Source organism: Dokdonella sp. (genome assembly GCF_051958935.1).
Lineage (GTDB): Bacteria > Pseudomonadota > Gammaproteobacteria > Xanthomonadales > Rhodanobacteraceae > Dokdonella_A.
Genome location: NZ_JBQCFP010000027.1, coordinates 48949 through 64923, shown reverse-complemented (window position 1 = coordinate 64923; position 15975 = coordinate 48949). Strand labels below are relative to the sequence as shown.

The window sequence follows — 15975 nt, the reverse complement described above, 5'->3', positions numbered from 1 at the left end:
CGGCCGAAATGGCCCGAAGGGGGCGCGCGAGGGATCGCGCGCCGTGGGGGGGCACCGCCCCCGAGGGCGGGGTGGGCACCCCGCCGACCCCCCCGCCCCCCCGCGCCCCCGCACCCCCCGGGGGGGCGCCGGGGGTGTGGGGGGGCGGCGGCGGGGCGCCCCCACCGCCCAGCGGGGCGCGGCCCCCCCACGGCGCGCGATCCCTCGCGCGCCCCCTTCGGGCCATTTCGGCCGCCGTCCGCCGGCGCCGAGGGGACCCCGGTGGAGCACAGCCAAAAGCGGAACGCTGCCGTCCGTCCCAGCGAAAGGCGGGATCCAGCGTCTCACCGTCGACGTGAAGCGCTGGATTTTGGCTTCAGTGTCATCCAATCCGGCCGCAATCTACCCCGCACATCGCCTCAGTAGTCGGCCACGAAACAAAAAAGGGCCGCGTGCGAGCGCGGCCCCTTCTTCTGCAAAGAACGACGCGGCGTCAGGCCGGCGTCACCTCTTCCGCCTGCAGGCCCTTCTGGCCCTGCACGACCCGGAAGGAAACCTTCTGGCCTTCCTGCAGCGTCTTGAAACCCGTTCCGCTGATCGCGCGGAAATGCACGAACACGTCCGGGCCATTGTCGCGGCTGATGAAGCCGAAACCCTTGCTCTCGTTGAACCACTTTACGGTGCCCACCTGACGATCCGACATGAAACTCTCCACTCTTGACTAGGTTGAATGAACCATCCCCTTCAGGGGCATGTCGACCACTGGGTATGCAGGTGTGCAGGTGAAGCGATGAAGCGGATCGTCGATCGGCGCAGCATCGGGTCGCCAAACGCGGGTGAACCGTGCAGACACAGCGGCGCGAGTCTACCCGAGTTGCCGGAAAATGCGACAGGCCCCGTGGTGTGGACCCGTGGATCAATAGGCGCGGATGTCATCCGGCGGATTGCGCATGAATGCGGTCCAATCCACGGCGAGACGGCGCAAGCCACCCGGGTAGTCCGCATCGAGGCTGCGCTCGGCGGCCACCGGCATGCACGGTGCGGACGCCTGCCGGTCCAGCACCGTGCGCAGGGCGAGTCGCCCTTCCCGGTCGCGCATGAGCAGCGCGACCAGCGCGTACGCGCGCTGGTAGCGCCGCTCGCGTTCGCCGGCGGCAACCGTTTCGGTGTAGAAATCCCCTCCTTCACGTGACAGGAGGTCGACCAGGGCCTCGCTGCCATCGCCGCCGGGGGCCGCGGCGATCATGGCCTGGCGCTGCGCGCCGACGTCGACCTGGCCTCCCATGCCGCTGCTGCGATAGCGACCGAAATACTCGGCGAGGCCCTCGTTGAGCGCGATCGGCAGGTTGCCGATCGACTCGTGCACGAGCGCATGGGTGATCTCATGACGGAGCACCGCGAACTTCACTTCGTCCTGGTCCTGCATGCGCACGCGGATCGTGCGATCGAGCATCGAGTAGGCGCCGCTCGATTTCGCCAGTGCGGGCTCGCTCACCTGTTGCGCGTAGACGTCGGCGGAACGGATGAAGACGATCTTCAGGGTCATGCCGGCCGGGACGGGTACGCCGAGCATTTCGCGCATCACACGCTGCACGCCGAGGGCATCGGCGACCGCGCGTTGCTGCAATTGGTCTGGCAGGGCGACATCGTAGCCGCTCGCCTGCACGTCGATCGCCGGTGCTCCACCCACCGCGATGACGCGGTGCCCTTGCGCATCGGCCGGAGGCGCCTGGTCGGAGTAGTGGGTGATGCCCGCCGCGTCCACCCAGCGGTGGACCGCGACCGGCACGCGGGCCGTCGACCGCGTGCGGGCGAGGCACGCGGCGGACTGCGGTGGTTGCGGCGCCTCGATCGCTGGCCCCGGTTCGACGCGATCCTGCACCGGCCCTGCGGCAGCCGGCGGCGCAGGCTCCGGTAGCGCCGCGACGATCGGCGACGCACCCGCGGGCACGGCCGCGGACGCCGCAGGCTGCGGCGGCACCTCGTTTCGTTCGCATGAAGCGAGGAGTGCGCTCGCGGACGCGAGCGCGAGCCGCAGCAGGGTCGTTCGGCAGGCGGGCATGGCGCATTGTTCCGCATCGGCTCGCGCCTGTCTGCGGTTCATGTTGCGCCGTGCCGCAGAAGTCGCAGTTCGGCTCGGTTAATCCTTGCTGGAAGAGGATCGGCGGCACGGCCGGCGCCATGTCGCCCGCCGATCGCACCACCATCGACGGAGGAACCCCATGCGCCCCTACATCCTCGCTTTCGGTCTGCTCGGATCGGTCGTGAGCGCCCAGGCCCAGGACACCCGCAGCACGACCTACCAGACGCCGCAGGGCGAAGTCACGGTAACGTCGGGCCAGCCGCAACCGCGCCAGTACGGTGCGCCGCCCTCGTTCGCGGAACTCAACCGCGGTGGTCGCGGCGTGCTCGGCGAGGCGGAAGCGGCCGCCTATCCGCCTCTTGCGAACGACTTCATCCATGCCGACCTCAATCGTGACGGTCGCGTCAGTCGCGCCGAGTACGAGCGCTGGGCGGCTCATCAATGAACGCGTGCGCGCCGGGGCCGCGATGGAGCCCCGGCGCGCGATGGCTCATGCCGCTTTCACGCGTGCACCCAGTGGGCCCGGTGGAAGCGCCATTGCGGCCCTACCCGGACCCAGCCCGCACCGACGTAACGCCAGCCGGGTCGCTTCGGGGCCCAGGCGCCGCCGACCCAGACATGGCGTACGCCATTCCAGCGCCAGTAGCCCGGCGCCCATACGTAACCCACGCGCACGCCGACGCGTTCGACACGCAGCGGCGGCGGCGCGACGCCGATCGCGACGGCGACGACGGCACGTGCCTGTGCCGGCGTGGTGAACACCGCGGTGCACGCGAGTGCAGCCGCGAAAACGGTGCCGGCGAGTGAGCGGATGACCATGACGCTTGCTCCCATCGATACGGGCGACATTGCCCGGCATCGCGAAAAAACGGGCGCGCGATCGCCCGGTTGACACGGCTTCGAAACGGAGCGGCCGAGATGCAGGGGACGTTCAGCGCGCCTGCGCCGATGCAGGCTGCAATGCCTCGAGGCGGCGCTCCCGCTCCGCCTGCGGCAAGCGCGAGAGGAGCCGCACCTGCGCGTGGAATGCACGCCAGTCACTGCCGCTGCGCGCGAACAATGCGGCGAACGCACTGACCCAGCGATCGTACAGGCCGAACGGGACGAGGCTCGCGTTGTTGATCGGTGCGGCGACCCAGGCGTCGTAACTGGGGTCGCCACGCCATTCGCGGTCGCGCAGCTCGGCGTACCGGCGACGGAATGCGTCGATCTCGGCGGCCTTGGCTTGCCGCTTCGCCGTCTCGCCGGCCGGCGTCGCGTACGAAGCGCGCAAGCGCTCGCGCAGGTCGAGCACGAGGCGCGTGAACGCCTCGTCGTGCGCCGCGAGGTCGTCGGCGGCACCCCGGCCGTTCGCCGCGCGCCACTCGCGCAGGCCCTCGTCGGCGACGAAACTCGCATACGATTCGTTGAACGCCGTGTCGCCCTGCACGTACAGCTTCTAGTGCGCGAGTTCGTGGAAGATGACGCGATCGAGCCCGTCCTCGCTGCCGCGCAGCATGCTCGACACGATCGGATCGGCGAACCAGCCGAGCGTCGAATAGGCGGCGATGCCGCGCACCGCGGTGTCGTAGCCCTCCTGCTCGAGCGCCTTCGCGGCACGATCGGCGCGGCCTTGGTCGAAGTAGCCGAGATAGGCGACACACCCCGCGAATGGAAAGCAGTGGGTGAGCGGATCGACCGAGAATTCCGGCGCGGCGAACACGCTCCAGGTCACGTACGGCCGGTCGAGCTGGACATAGCTCGTATAACTGCGATTGCGCGGCAGCTCGAGCCGGTCGCTCGCGAAGTGGCGCGCCGCGAGCGCACCGCGGAGGCGTTCGCGCACCGTCAGTTCGAGGCGCGCATCGTCGATCGCGCGTTCGATCGGCTCGCGCGCGGCGAGCAGCGCCGCCTCCCCGTGCACGACGTGCGCGTAGTAGCGCAGCTGCGCGCAACCGCCGGTGGCGGCGAACGCGAGCAGCAGGACCACTCGTGCCGGCAAGGGGACGGCATGCACGCGGCGACGCGGCCCCCTCGTCCGCGCCATTGCCTTACAGCTCGAACTGCTCGTTGAGGATGCGTTCCTCGAGGTTGTGCTCTGGATCGAACAGCAGCGTCATCGTCTGCTCGCGCGATTCGCGGATGTTCACTTCGGTGACGTCGCGCACCTCGTGTGAATCCGCGGTCGCACTGACCGGACGCTTGTAAGGGTCGAGGATCTCGAACTTCACCTCCGTGATCGCCGGCAGGATCGCGCCCCGCCAGCGGCGCGGACGGAACGGGCTGATCGGCGTGAGCGCGAGCAGCTGCGAACCGAGCGGCAGGATCGGCCCGTGCGCGGAGAGGTTGTACGCGGTGGATCCCGCCGTGGTCGAGACCAGCACGCCGTCACAGACGAGTTCCTCGATCTTCGTCACGCCATTGAGCAGCACGCGCACGTGCGCCGCCTGCTTGGTCTGGCGCAGCAGCGACACCTCGTTGAACGCGAGCGACGTCGTGCTGTTGCCGGCCTCGGTCACCGCCTCCATCAGCAGCGGGCGCAGCACCGTCGGCTGCGCATGCTCGATACGCGACTCGAGCTCGTCGAGGCCATATTGGTTCATGAGGAAACCGACCGTGCCGAGCTTCATGCCGTACACCGGCAGCGCGCGCGCCATGTGGCGGTGCAACGAGCGCAGCATGAAGCCGTCGCCGCCGAGCGCGACGATGACGTCGGCCTGCTCGACCGGCACCTCGCCGTAGCGGGCGACGAGCGTGGCGCGAGCTGCGGTCGCTTCCTCGGTCGGGGCGGCGACGAAGGCGATGCGTCGTGACATGGGGCGGGCCGGAGGGAACGTCACCGCGATTCTCGGCTGCGCGCGCAGACATGCGCAACCATGTCCACGCCGCCGCCGCGCAGGTGACCTCGGCCCAGCGCCGTTCCCGCGGTGCACACGCGGGTGGGCCGGGCGCCGAGGCCCACCCAACGCGTCCGGCGCGAGGCGTGTACCGTCAGGCCGCCTTCGACGCCGCCTGCACGAGCTGGGCGACGCGGCGCAGCGCGACCGATGCGATCGGATAGTCGACCGATTGCGTGCGGATCTCCTCGAGGAGGCCGAGCGTGAACTTCAGCACCGGATCGTCGCGTTCGAGCCAGCGCGCGACCGGATGCTCGTCGGCTGCAGCGGCGCCCGCGAGCACCTGGCGCGCCAGTGCGCGATGCTGCGCGGCGAGCTCGTCACGCAGCGAGCCGCGCGCCTGCGCGTGCCAGCGGCTCTCGACCGGCAGGTTCTCGATCTGCCGACGCAGGCCGTCGATGTCGAGCGCCTGGGCGAGCTCGAAGAAAACCGAAGCAACGCGCTCGACCCCCTCGCCGGTCTCCAGCGCGATCTCCACGATGTCGAACGCGGCGTTGAGTTCGGCGACCTTGGCCAGTCGCTGCGCCAGTGCCTCCGGAATCTCCAGCCCCTGCCACTTCTCGACGTCGACGTCGTAGTCGGCGCGGGCGTTCGCGGTCAGCACCCGCGGCAGCGCCGCCGAGAGTTCGGAGACACCGGGCGCGTAGCGCTCGACGATGCCCGCGATGTCGAGGCTCGCGCCGCGCTGGTTCAGCAGCCAGCGCGTGAGGTTGCGCTGCAGGTTCCACAGCTTGAGCAGTGCATCGATCTGCACCGACTCGCCGACCTTGCCGTCGAGCGCTTCGATCTCGGCCCAGATGCCGCGCGCATCGACGATCTCGCGCACCGCCGAGTACGCCTTCGCGATCGATGCCGGCGACTGGCCGGTGTCCTCCTGCATGCGCAGCACGAAGGTCGCGTCCATGCGGTTGACCATCGAATTGGTCACGACGGTCGCGATGATCTCGCGCTTGAGGCGATGGCGCTGCATGTGCTCGGCGTAGTGCTCGCGCAGCGGTTCGGGGAAGTAGCGCACGAGTTCCTTCGAAAGGAACGGGTCTTCCGGCACGTCGGAATCGAGCAGTTGCTGGTACAGCTTGATCTTCGAGTACGACAGCAGCACCGACAGCTCGGGCCGCGACATGCCCTGGTGGCGCGCCTTGCGTTCGGCGAGTTCGGCGTCCGACGGCAGGAACTCGATCTGGCGGTCGAGCAGGCCTTCCGCTTCGAGCGTGCGGATGAAGTGCGCGTTCGAGCCGAGGCGGTGCACCGACATGTGCTCCATCACGGTGATCGCCTGATTCTGCCGGTAGTTGTCCGACAGCACGAGGCGTTCGACCTCGTCGGTCATCGCCGCAAGCTGGGTGTTGCGCTGGTCGAGCGAGAGCTCGCCGCGCTGCACCGCATCGTTGAGCAGGATCTTGATGTTGACTTCGTGGTCGGACGTGTCGACGCCCGCCGAGTTGTCGATGAAGTCGGTGTTGAGCAGCACGCCGTGCTGTGCCGCCTCGATGCGCCCCTTCTGCGTGAAGCCGAGGTTGCCACCCTCGCCGACCACCTTGCAGCGCAGGTCGCGGCCGTTGATGCGCAACGCATTGTTGGCGCGGTCGCCGACGTCGGCGTTGGTCTCGGCCTCGGCCTTGACGTAGGTACCGATGCCGCCGTTCCAGAGCAGGTCGACCGGCGCCTTGAGGATCGCGCTCATGAGTTCGGTCGGCGTCAGCTGGGTCGTGCCCTCGCCGATGCCGAGCGCACGGCAGGCTTCCGGCGACAGCGGGATCGTCTTCGCGCTGCGCGCGAACACGCCGCCGCCGGCGGAGATCAGCGACTTGTCGTAGTCGTCCCACGACGAGCGGGGCAGCGCGAACAGGCGCTCGCGCTCCTTGAACGAGGCCGCTGCATCCGGGTCCGGATCGATGAAGATGTGGCGGTGGTCGAACGCCGCGACGAGGCGGATGTGCCGGGACAGCAGCATGCCGTTGCCGAACACGTCGCCCGACATGTCGCCGATGCCGACGCAGGTGAAATCCTCGCCCTGGCTGTCGCGGCCCATCGCGCGGAAGTGGCGCTTGACCGATTCCCAGCCACCCTTCGCGGTGATGCCCATCTTCTTGTGGTCGTAACCGACCGAGCCGCCGGAGGCGAACGCGTCGCCGAGCCAGAAGCCGTGTTCGGCACTGACCCCGTTGGCGATGTCGGAGAACGTCGCGGTGCCCTTGTCCGCGGCGACCACGAGGTACGGATCGTCGCCGTCGTGGCGCACGACGTCGCGCGGATGCACGACCTTGCCCTCGACCAGGTTGTCGGTGATGTCGAGCAGGCCGTTGATGAACATCTTGTAGCACGCGATGCCTTCGGCGAGCACCGCATCGCGGTCGCCGCCCGCCGGCGGACGCTTGACGAAGAAGCCGCCCTTCGAGCCGACCGGCACGATCACGGTGTTCTTCACCATCTGCGCCTTGACGAGGCCGAGCACCTCGGTGCGGAAGTCCTCGCGGCGGTCGGACCAGCGCAGGCCGCCACGCGCGACCGGGCCGAAGCGCAGGTGCACGCCCTCCACGCGAGGGCCGTACACGAAGATCTCGCGGTACGGGCGCGGCTTGGGCAGGTCCGGCACCTTGGCCGAGTCGAACTTGAAGCTGATGTAGTGGCGCGGCGCGCCGTCACGACGCTGGAAGTAATTCGTGCGCAGGGTCGCGCCGATCACGCCGAGGTAGGCGCGCAGGATGCGGTCCTCGTCGAGGCTCGCGACGTGCTCGAGCAGCGCCTTGATCGCGCCGATGATCGCACTGACCTGGTCCATGCGCGACTGCGTGCGCATCGCGGCGAGATCGTCGACGAATTTCGGCGGCAGCTTCTTGAGCACGTCCGCCGGCACCAGCGCGCGCAGTTCGCCGGCGAGGCGGTCGCCCGCGGCCTTCGCCACGTCGGCACCCGCCTCGCGTGCGGGGTCGAAACCCGCCTCGAACAGCTCCACCAGCAGCCCGGCGAGCGCCGGATAGCGGTTGAGCGTCTCCTCCATGTAGCTTTGCGAGAACGTCACGCCGGTCTGCAGCAGGTACTTGCAGTAGCCGCGCAGCATGCTCACCTGGCGCCAGTCGAGGCGCGCGCCGAGGATCAGCTTGTTGAACGCGTCGTTCTCGGCGTCGCCGCGCCAGATGCTCGCGAACGCATCCTCGAACGCGTCCCCGACCTGGTCGATGTCGAACGCGCAGCGCGTCGCCGCCTGCACCGCGATGTCCTGCACGTAGACGGTCGCATCCGGCAGGCGGATTTCGCTGAGTTGCTCGGTGAGCACCCTGAGGCCCATGTTCTCGAGCAACGGGATGACTTCCGACAAGGCGATCGCGCCGCCCTGGCGGAACACCTTGAACTGTAGCGTGTCCTCGCGGCGGATCGACGGCGCCAGGCTCAGCTTGATGTCGCTGGCGTCACGCAGCGAGGTCGCGAGCACGAGGTCCGCGGCGGCGACGCGCGGCGTCGCTTCCTCGATGTAGGCCGCCGGCAGCGCGCGTGCAAAACGCGACGCGAGGCGCAGGCCGTCGGCTTCGCCGTGCTGCGCGACCAGCGCGTCGCGCAGTTCGTCGTGCCAGTTGCGCACGATGTCGCCGACCTCGGCTTCGAGCGCGGCGACGTCGTAGTCGACGAGGTCGCCGGGCCTGGGCCGCACGACGAGGTGCAGCTGTGCGAGCGGCGATTCGCCGAGCTGGATCGACGAATCGACGCGTTCGCCGCGCAGCGCGGCCTTCAGCGTGCCCTCCACGCGCTCGCGCACCTCGGTGTCGAAGCGATCGCGCGGCAGGAACACGAGGCACGAATAGAAACGACCGTACTTGTCGCGACGAATGAACACGCGCGTGCGCGGCCGCTGGCCGAGCGCGAGGATGCCGGTCGCGGTCGCGAACAGTTCGTCCTCGCTGGCCTGGAACAGTTCGTCGCGCGGCAGCAGTTCGAGCACGTGGCGCAGCGCCTTGCCCGAATGCGAATCCCGGCGCAGGCCCGAGCGCTGCATCACCGTCTCGACCTTGCGCCGCACGAGCGGCACGTCCTGCGGACGCGCCATGTACGCGTTGGTGGTAAACAGGCCGAGGAAGCGCTGCTCGACCACCGGCACGCCGTTCTTGTCGAAGCCCAGGACGCCGATGTAGTCCATGTAGCCCGGACGGTGCACGTGCGAGCGTGCATTGGTCTTGGTCAGGATGATCGCGTCCATCGAACCCGACTGCGGCAGCTCCTTCGCCACCAGCGTGCGCAGCGAACGCGGCGCGAGCGACCGTTCCGAACCGTGCAGGATGCCGAGACCGGAGCCCTCGACCGCCTGCAACACCTCGTCGTCCCCGGTGTTGACCACCGCGTATTCGCGGCAGCCGAGGAACGTGAAGTTGTCGTTGGCGGCCCAGCGCAGGAAGTCCTGCGCTTCGGCGACGCCAGCGGCGTCGACCGGCATCGGCTTGGCCGCGAGCGAATCGGCGAGGTCGAGCATGCGCTTGCGCATGGCCTGCCAGTCCGTGACGCTCGCCCGCACGTCCTCGAGCGCAGCGGATACTTCCTGCTGCAAGCGGTCGAGTGCGGTGCTGTCGGCGACCCGGTCGATCTCGAAATGCATGACCGATTCGGCGATGCCCTTGTCCGCATCCCCCGCCGCGAGCGCGACGAGGCGCCCGTTCGCGTCGCGCTCGACGCGATAGACGGGATGCACCACCGAGTGGATCGAGTAGCCCGCGGCCGCCAGCGCCATGCCGACCGAGTCGACGAGGAACGGCATGTCGTCGGTGACGACATCGACCATCGTGCGCGCACGCCCGCTGCCCGCGGCCGGATTGGAGACACGCACCTTGGCCGTGCCCACCCGGCGCTCGCGCAGGAAATCGAACGAATCGCGGGCCAGCGCCGACCACTCCGCCGCGGGACGCTCGGCGATCTCGTCCGCGGCGACGCGGCGCAGGAACTCGCGCGCGAAGGACTGCGCGTCCGCCAGAGCCGTGCCGCTGAGCTGGGTCGAAAGATGGGCGAGGATCGGATCGACGTGCGTGCCGGACACGGCGCCTTGTGCGGTCATGAAGGGGTCCGAAAGTGGGGAAAAATGCGGGCCGCAAGGATACGCCGCGGGCCGCGGCGAATCCATACGGCCGCCGCCGGCGGACTTCGCCTCGCCGCGGCAGATGCGCGCACGGCAACGTGCACCGCGCGGGTTTTGCCCGCGCATTCTTCCGCATCGACGCGGCGCGTGCGGACGTTCGGCACGAAGGCGGACGCTTTACGCCAGCTGAAGCGACGGTCGCACCGCTGTGCCAACACGATGTGTCCACATGGCGCGCAGTTCGTAAAGTGCCATCGGACCCGTGCACGATCCGCAACCGCGAGGATGCATGTTCCTGTACCCGGCGGTATAGTCGCGCCGCTGCCGACGCGGCTCGCGCGACGCACGCGCACGCCGCCGTCCTCCGATCGGCCGCCTGCCCCTCTACGCATCCGAGAACAGGAAGCTCCACGATGAAGTTGCATCGCGCATTGACCCCTGTCGCCGTCGCTACGCTCGCCGCCATCACCGCCGGTTGCGGCAAGCCGGCGCCGCAGCAGCAGCAGATGCCGCCGCCGGAAGTCGGAGTGGTCGTCGCCAAGGCCGGCACCGTGCCGCTCGTGCAGGAACTGGTCGGACGCCTCAGCGCGGTGCGCACCGCGGACGTGCGCGCGCGCGTCGCCGGCGTGCTGCAGAAGCGCGCCTACACCGAAGGCACCGACGTCAAGGAAGGCCAGCTGCTGTTCGAGATCGATCCGGCCCCGCTGCGCGCGACCTTGAACGCGCAGCTCGCCAACCTCGCCGCGGCGCAGGCGACCTACCAGAACAACCACGTCGCCGCCGAGCGCGCGCGCTCGGTCGCCGAAAAAGGCCTGCTGTCGAAGGCAGACGTCGACGCCGCGAACGCGGCAGAGCGCACCTCCGCCGCGGCGGTCAAGCAGGCGCAGGCGAAAGTCGAAGCGGCGAAGATCAACCTTGGCTACGCCAATGTCACCGCCCCGATCGCCGGCCGCGCCGGCAAGCAGCAGGTGACCGAAGGCGCGCTCGTCGGCCAGGGCGAAGCGACCCTGCTCACGACTGTCGAACAGATCGACCCCGTGTACGTCAATTTCAGCCAGGCGGTGGGTTCGCTCGAACAGATGCGGCGCGCCGCCGCCAAGGGCGACGTGCAACTCTATGAACAGGGCAAGGCGAAGGTCGAGATCACGATGCCGGACGGCAGCGCCTACGACCAGACCGGCACGCTCGACTTCTCCGACACCGCGGTGGATGCGGCGACCGGCGCGGTGACCCTGCGCGGCATCGTGCCCAATCCGCAGCACCGCCTGCTGCCGGGCATGTACGTCAACGTGCGCCTGAGCCTCGGCGAGCTCAAGCACGCCTGGCTCGTCTCGCAGCGCGCGGTGCAGCGCGACGGACAGGGCGCCTACGTGTTCGTGGTCGGCCAGGACGGCAAGGTCGCGCAGAAACGCATCGAGGCCGATACGCTCCAGGGCGACAGCTGGATCGTCACCGGCGGTCTCGCCGACGGCGACCAGGTCGTCGTCTCCGGCGTGCAGAAGGTTCAGCCGGACGCGCCGGCGAAGGCCGTGCCGTGGCAGCCGGACGCGAATGGCCAGGCTCCCCAGGGTGCACCGGCCGGCGCCGAAGGCGAAAAGCACTGAGGTTCGCGCGCGCCTGTGCGGCGGCCCTCGGGACCGCGCGCGGGCGCCGACCCGTATGACGGCCCACGTGGCCGGCGTCCGCGATTCCAGCCATTTCCGGAACCCACACCATGCCCAGTTTCTTCATCGAGCGTCCGATCTTCGCCTGGGTCATCGCGATCCTCATCACGTTGGGCGGCGTGATCGCGATCAGCCAGCTCGGCGTCGAGGCCTACCCGACGATCGCGCCGCCGCAGGTGGCGGTCAACGCGGTCTATCCGGGCGCGGACGCGAGCACGGTCGAGAAGACCGTGACCCAGGTCATCGAGCAGCAGCTCACCGGCGTCGACCACCTGCTCTATTTCAGTTCGAGCTCGAGCTCGAGCGGAAGTGCGTCGATCACGCTCACCTTCGAGCCTGGCACCAACGCGGACATCGCCGCGGTGCAGACGCAGAACCGCGTCTCGCTCGCGCAGCCGCGCCTGCCGACCGAGGTGATCCAGCAGGGCATCACCGTGTCGAAGGTGAACCCGGGCTTCCTCATGGTCGGCATGCTCAAGTCCGACGACGGCTCGATGGACACCTACGCGCTCAACAACGTCGTCGCGACGCAGGTGCTCGACCAGATCCAGCGCATCCCCGGCGTCGGCAGTGCGTTCCAGTTCGGTTCCGAATTCGCGATGCGCATCTGGCTCGACCCGGACAAGCTGCACGGCTACAGCCTGTCCGCGAGCGAAGTGCTCGCCGCCGTGCGCGGCCAGAACGTGCAGGTCGCCGCGGGTTCGGTCGGCGCCGAGCCGTCGGCGGGCGGTGCGAACTTCACCGCGACCGTGCGTGCAGAGGGCCGCTTCAGCGAGCCCGAGCAGTTCGCCAACATCCTGCTGCGCGCGAACAGTGACGGCACCACCGTGCGCCTCAAGGACGTCGCGCGCATCGAGATTGGCCCGGGCAGCTACGGCTTCGCGCTCAAGTACAACGACACCTCGACCGCCGGCTTCGGCGTGCAGCTGCTCACCGGTGCGAACGCGCTCGGGGTCGCCAAGGCGGTGAAGGCCAAGCTCGCCGAACTGCAGCCGGGTTTCCCGAAGGGCGTGTCGTGGTTCATCCCGTACGACACCTCCGACTTCATCCAGATCTCGATCGAGGAAGTGGTCAAGACGCTGTTCGAGGCGATCGTGCTCGTCTTCCTCGTCATGCTGATCTTCCTGCAGAACTTCCGCATCACGCTGATCCCGACCCTGGTGATCCCGGTCGCCCTGATGGGCGGTTTCCTCGGCATGTGGATGCTCGGTTTCTCGATCAACCAGCTGAGCCTGTTCGGCATGGTGCTCGCGATCGGCATCGTCGTCGACGACGCAATCGTCGTGATCGAGAACGTCGAGCGCATCATGGCCGAGGAAGGCCTGTCGCCGAAGGAAGCGACGCGCAAGGCGATGGGCCAGATCACCGGCGCGGTCATCGCGATCGCGGTCGTGCTCGCCGCGGTGTTCATCCCGAGCGCGATGCAGAGCGGCAGCGCGGGCGCGATCTACCGCCAGTTCGCGCTGACCATCGCGGTGTCGATGGGCTTCTCCGCATTCCTCGCCCTCGCCTTCACGCCGGCGCTGTGCGCGAGCATGCTCAAGCCGATCCACGACACGAAGAAGAACGTCGTGTTCCGCTGGTTCAACGACACATTCAACTGGACGCAGGGCATCTACACCGGCCACGTGCGGACCGCGGTGCGCCATGCGCCGACCTGGTTCGTCGTGTTCATCGCGATCGCGGTGCTCTGCGGCTTCCTGTTCACGCGCCTGCCGGGCAGCTTCGTGCCGGAGGAAGACCAGGGTTACCTGTTCGCGATCGTGCAGCTGCCGCCGGGTGCGACGATCGATCGCACCAACAAGGTCATGGAACAGGTGCGCTCGATCGGCCGGCAGAACCCCGACGTCGAGGGCGTGGTCACGGTATCCGGCTACAGCTTCGTCGGCCAGGGCGAGAACGTCGGCATGGTGTTCTACCGTCTCAAGCCGTGGAAGGAGCGACCGCACGTGTCGAGCGCGCTCGCGCAGCAGCTCAACGGCGCCAACTTCATGCAGATCAAGGACGCGCAGGTGTTCGTGCTGAACCTGCCGACGATCCCGGGCCTGTCGCAGTTCGGTGGCTTCGAGATGTACCTGCAGGACCGCAGCGGCGCCGGCCACGACGCACTCATCGCGGCGCGCAACCAGCTGCTCGGCGCGGCGGCGAAATCGCCGCTGCTCGCCGGCGTGCGCCCGAACGGGCTCGAGGACAGCACCCAGATCAAGATGACGGTCGATCGCGTGCAGGCGCAGTCGATGGGCGTCTCGCTCACCGACGTCTACTCGGCGATCCAGCTCATGCTCGCGCCTGTCTACGTCGACGACTTCTTCCACCAGGGCCGCGTGCAGCGCGTGATCATGCAAGCGGATGCGGCTTACCGCATGTCGCCCGATGCAGTCAGCCATTTCTACGTGCCGAGCAGCCTCGGCGCGGCCTCGCCCGACGGCACGCGGCCGATGGTGCCGCTGTCGAACGTCGTGCGCACCGAATGGAGCATGGGTTCGCCGAGCCTCACCCGCTACAACGGCTATTCGGCGATCCAGATGAACGGCGGTCCGTCGCCGGGGCACAGCTCGGGCGAGGCGATGCAGGCGATGCAGGACATCATCGGCGGCAAGGACTTCCCGAGCGGCTTCAGCTACCAGTGGTCGGGCCAGTCGTTGCAGGAGATCATTTCCGGCAACCAGGCACCGCTGCTGTTCGCGCTGTCGATCCTCGTCGTGTTCCTTTGCCTCGCCGCGTTGTACGAGAGCTGGTCGATTCCGTTCGCGGTCATGCTGGTCGTGCCGGTCGGCATCACCGGTGCGTTGGTCGCGACGCTCATGCGCCACACCTTCGACGCGAACCTCAACAACGACATCTTCTTCAAGATCGGCCTCATCACGATCATCGGCCTCGCCGCGAAGAATGCGATCCTGATCGTCGAGTTCGCGGTCGAGGAACAGCGCGCCGGGCGCAAGCTCGCCACCGCGGTGGTCGACGCCGCGCGCCTGCGACTGCGGCCGATCCTCATGACTTCGTTCTGCTTCATCCTCGGCGTGCTGCCGCTCGCGATCTCGAGCGGCGCCGGCGCCAACGCACGCCACGCGATCGGCACCGGCGTGATCGGCGGCATGATCTTCGCGACCTTCCTCGGCGTGCTGTTCATCCCGATCTTCTACGTGATCGTGCGGCGCCTGCTCGGCGACACGATGGAACCACCCGAGGAAACGCTCGCCGCGACCTCCTCGCCGCACCAGCATGGCTGATGCGGCGTCGCGCCCGGGCCGCCGCGTCGCGGCCCGTCGCGCCTGGCTCGGTGCATTCGCGGCCGCGCTGCTGCCCGGGCTCGCATCGGCCGACGGTGCTGCGCCGTGGCTGCTCTACCGCGACGCGAATCCGTTCGTCGCCGCGAGCGGGCTGCCGTTCGCGCCGCCCTCCGCCGCGCCGGACGCGTGGCGCGTCGACCTCGTCGCGAGCGCGAGCAACACCGAACTCGCATTCGATCGCGGCAGCGAACACCTTTTCTACGACGGCGAATTCCACGAGGCCCAGCTCGCGTTGACGCACGCGTTCGGCGAGCGCTGGATCGCGCGCGCGACGATCGGTGCGGTGTCGTTCGGCGACGGGTTCCTCGACGGCTTCATCGAGGACTGGCACCGCGCGTTCGGCCTCGACAACGGCGATCGCGGCCGCCTCGGGGGCGACGGCCATGCGATCGCGTACGAAGACGACGCCGGTGATCGCATCGCGCTCGATCGCCGCCTGCATGCCGCAGCGCCGCTGCTCGTCGACCTCGCCTGGCGCATGCCCGCCGGTGCGCACGAATGGCAGCTCGGCGCGACGGTCAAGCTGCCGACCACGCACGCGAACCCGCTCGTCGACGACCGCGCCGTCGACGCGAGCCTCTGGCTCGCCGCGCAGTCGACCGACGCGACCACGCGCCTGCCATGGGGCATCCGCGTCGGCGCGATGCGCCGCGGCGACACCGAACTGCTGCCCGCGCGCGCCAACGACGTCGTCCCGTTCGCCGACGCGACGCTCGGCGTCGCGCTGCGCCCGGGCTGGGACGTCGCCGCGCAGTTGCAATGGCACGGCGCGCTCTACGACAGCGCAATCCCGCTGCTCGATGACGTGGCGACCCTCGCGGTGTCGTCCGCATGGCATGCGAAGGGCGGATGGACCCTGCGCGCCGGGCTGGTCGAGGACGCGATAGCGAGACACGCGCAAGACGTCACGTTTTTCCTCTCGCTGACGCTTTGACGGCGCTCTGGCCCCGCATCCATGCGGGTCGTCGCGCCGCTGCGTCCCACCCTGCGAACTCGCGGGAAGGCGTGCGGCGGCCGATACCGC

Annotated in this window: 9 protein-coding genes and 1 pseudogene; 4 read left to right on the top strand and 6 right to left on the bottom strand. The window is 68.9% G+C overall.

Annotation, left to right across the window (positions count from 1 at the left end):
• Positions 1-472: 472 nt before the first annotated feature.
• Both ACTHK2_RS03215 and ACTHK2_RS03210 read right to left on the bottom strand, forming a co-directional pair.
• Positions 473-682: a cold-shock protein gene (locus tag ACTHK2_RS03215; RefSeq protein WP_440244254.1), complete on the bottom strand. Its 210-nt coding sequence runs from the start codon at positions 680-682 to the stop codon at positions 473-475.
• A gap of 213 nt (positions 683-895) precedes the next feature.
• Entirely contained in the window at positions 896-2041 is a 1146-nt protein-coding gene (locus tag ACTHK2_RS03210; protein ID WP_440244253.1) for a DUF4124 domain-containing protein, read from the bottom strand.
• 160 nt (positions 2042-2201) lie between these two features.
• Between ACTHK2_RS03210 and ACTHK2_RS03205 the strand changes: the two genes are divergently transcribed.
• The gene (locus ACTHK2_RS03205; RefSeq protein WP_440244252.1) at positions 2202-2507 is read left to right on the top strand and encodes a hypothetical protein; all 306 of its coding nucleotides are present in this window, start codon (positions 2202-2204) and stop codon (positions 2505-2507) included.
• A 56-nt stretch (positions 2508-2563) separates the two neighbouring features.
• Here ACTHK2_RS03205 and ACTHK2_RS03200 read toward each other — a convergent pair whose 3' ends face one another.
• The 4 genes and pseudogenes from ACTHK2_RS03200 to ACTHK2_RS03185 all read right to left on the bottom strand — a co-directional run bounded on the left by ACTHK2_RS03200 (position 2564) and on the right by ACTHK2_RS03185 (position 9976).
• The gene (locus ACTHK2_RS03200) at positions 2564-2881 is read right to left on the bottom strand and encodes a YXWGXW repeat-containing protein (RefSeq protein ID WP_440244251.1); all 318 of its coding nucleotides are present in this window, start codon (positions 2879-2881) and stop codon (positions 2564-2566) included.
• Between the two features lie 112 nt (positions 2882-2993).
• A pseudogene (locus ACTHK2_RS03195) lies at positions 2994-4031 on the bottom strand (aminopeptidase).
• 61 nt (positions 4032-4092) lie between these two features.
• Complete coding sequence (locus ACTHK2_RS03190) at positions 4093-4881, bottom strand: NAD kinase (RefSeq protein ID WP_440244250.1); 789 nt, start codon at positions 4879-4881, stop codon at positions 4093-4095.
• Between the two features lie 151 nt (positions 4882-5032).
• Positions 5033-9976: an NAD-glutamate dehydrogenase gene (locus tag ACTHK2_RS03185; RefSeq protein WP_440244249.1), complete on the bottom strand. Its 4944-nt coding sequence runs from the start codon at positions 9974-9976 to the stop codon at positions 5033-5035.
• A 434-nt stretch (positions 9977-10410) separates the two neighbouring features.
• On the opposite strand from ACTHK2_RS03185, the gene ACTHK2_RS03180 reads away from it, so the two are divergent.
• The 3 genes from ACTHK2_RS03180 to ACTHK2_RS03170 all read left to right on the top strand — a co-directional run bounded on the left by ACTHK2_RS03180 (position 10411) and on the right by ACTHK2_RS03170 (position 15885).
• Positions 10411-11601, top strand: coding sequence for an efflux RND transporter periplasmic adaptor subunit (locus ACTHK2_RS03180; protein WP_440244248.1), 1191 nt, complete (start codon positions 10411-10413; stop codon positions 11599-11601).
• 110 nt (positions 11602-11711) lie between these two features.
• Positions 11712-14891, top strand: coding sequence for an efflux RND transporter permease subunit (locus tag ACTHK2_RS03175; protein ID WP_440244247.1), 3180 nt, complete (start codon positions 11712-11714; stop codon positions 14889-14891).
• Positions 14884-15885, top strand: coding sequence for a DUF3187 family protein (locus ACTHK2_RS03170; protein ID WP_440244246.1), 1002 nt, complete (start codon positions 14884-14886; stop codon positions 15883-15885). Before ACTHK2_RS03175 ends, ACTHK2_RS03170 begins: the two co-directional genes overlap by 8 nt.
• Positions 15886-15975 lie beyond the last annotated feature (90 nt).

Bases quoted from the DNA above. Each gene is read 5' to 3' on its own strand.
- ACTHK2_RS03210 (WP_440244253.1), bottom strand. From the start codon at position 2,041: ATGCCCGCCTGCCGAACGACCCTGCTGCGGCTCGCGCTCGCGTCCGCG.
- ACTHK2_RS03205 (WP_440244252.1), top strand. From the start codon at position 2,202: ATGCGCCCCTACATCCTCGCTTTCGGTCTGCTCGGATCGGTCGTGAGC.
- ACTHK2_RS03200 (WP_440244251.1), bottom strand. From the start codon at position 2,881: ATGGTCATCCGCTCACTCGCCGGCACCGTTTTCGCGGCTGCACTCGCG.
- ACTHK2_RS03170 (WP_440244246.1), top strand. From the start codon at position 14,884: ATGGCTGATGCGGCGTCGCGCCCGGGCCGCCGCGTCGCGGCCCGTCGC.
- ACTHK2_RS03180 (WP_440244248.1), top strand. From the start codon at position 10,411: ATGAAGTTGCATCGCGCATTGACCCCTGTCGCCGTCGCTACGCTCGCC.
- ACTHK2_RS03215 (WP_440244254.1), bottom strand. From the start codon at position 682: ATGTCGGATCGTCAGGTGGGCACCGTAAAGTGGTTCAACGAGAGCAAG.
- ACTHK2_RS03175 (WP_440244247.1), top strand. From the start codon at position 11,712: ATGCCCAGTTTCTTCATCGAGCGTCCGATCTTCGCCTGGGTCATCGCG.
- ACTHK2_RS03185 (WP_440244249.1), bottom strand. From the start codon at position 9,976: ATGACCGCACAAGGCGCCGTGTCCGGCACGCACGTCGATCCGATCCTC.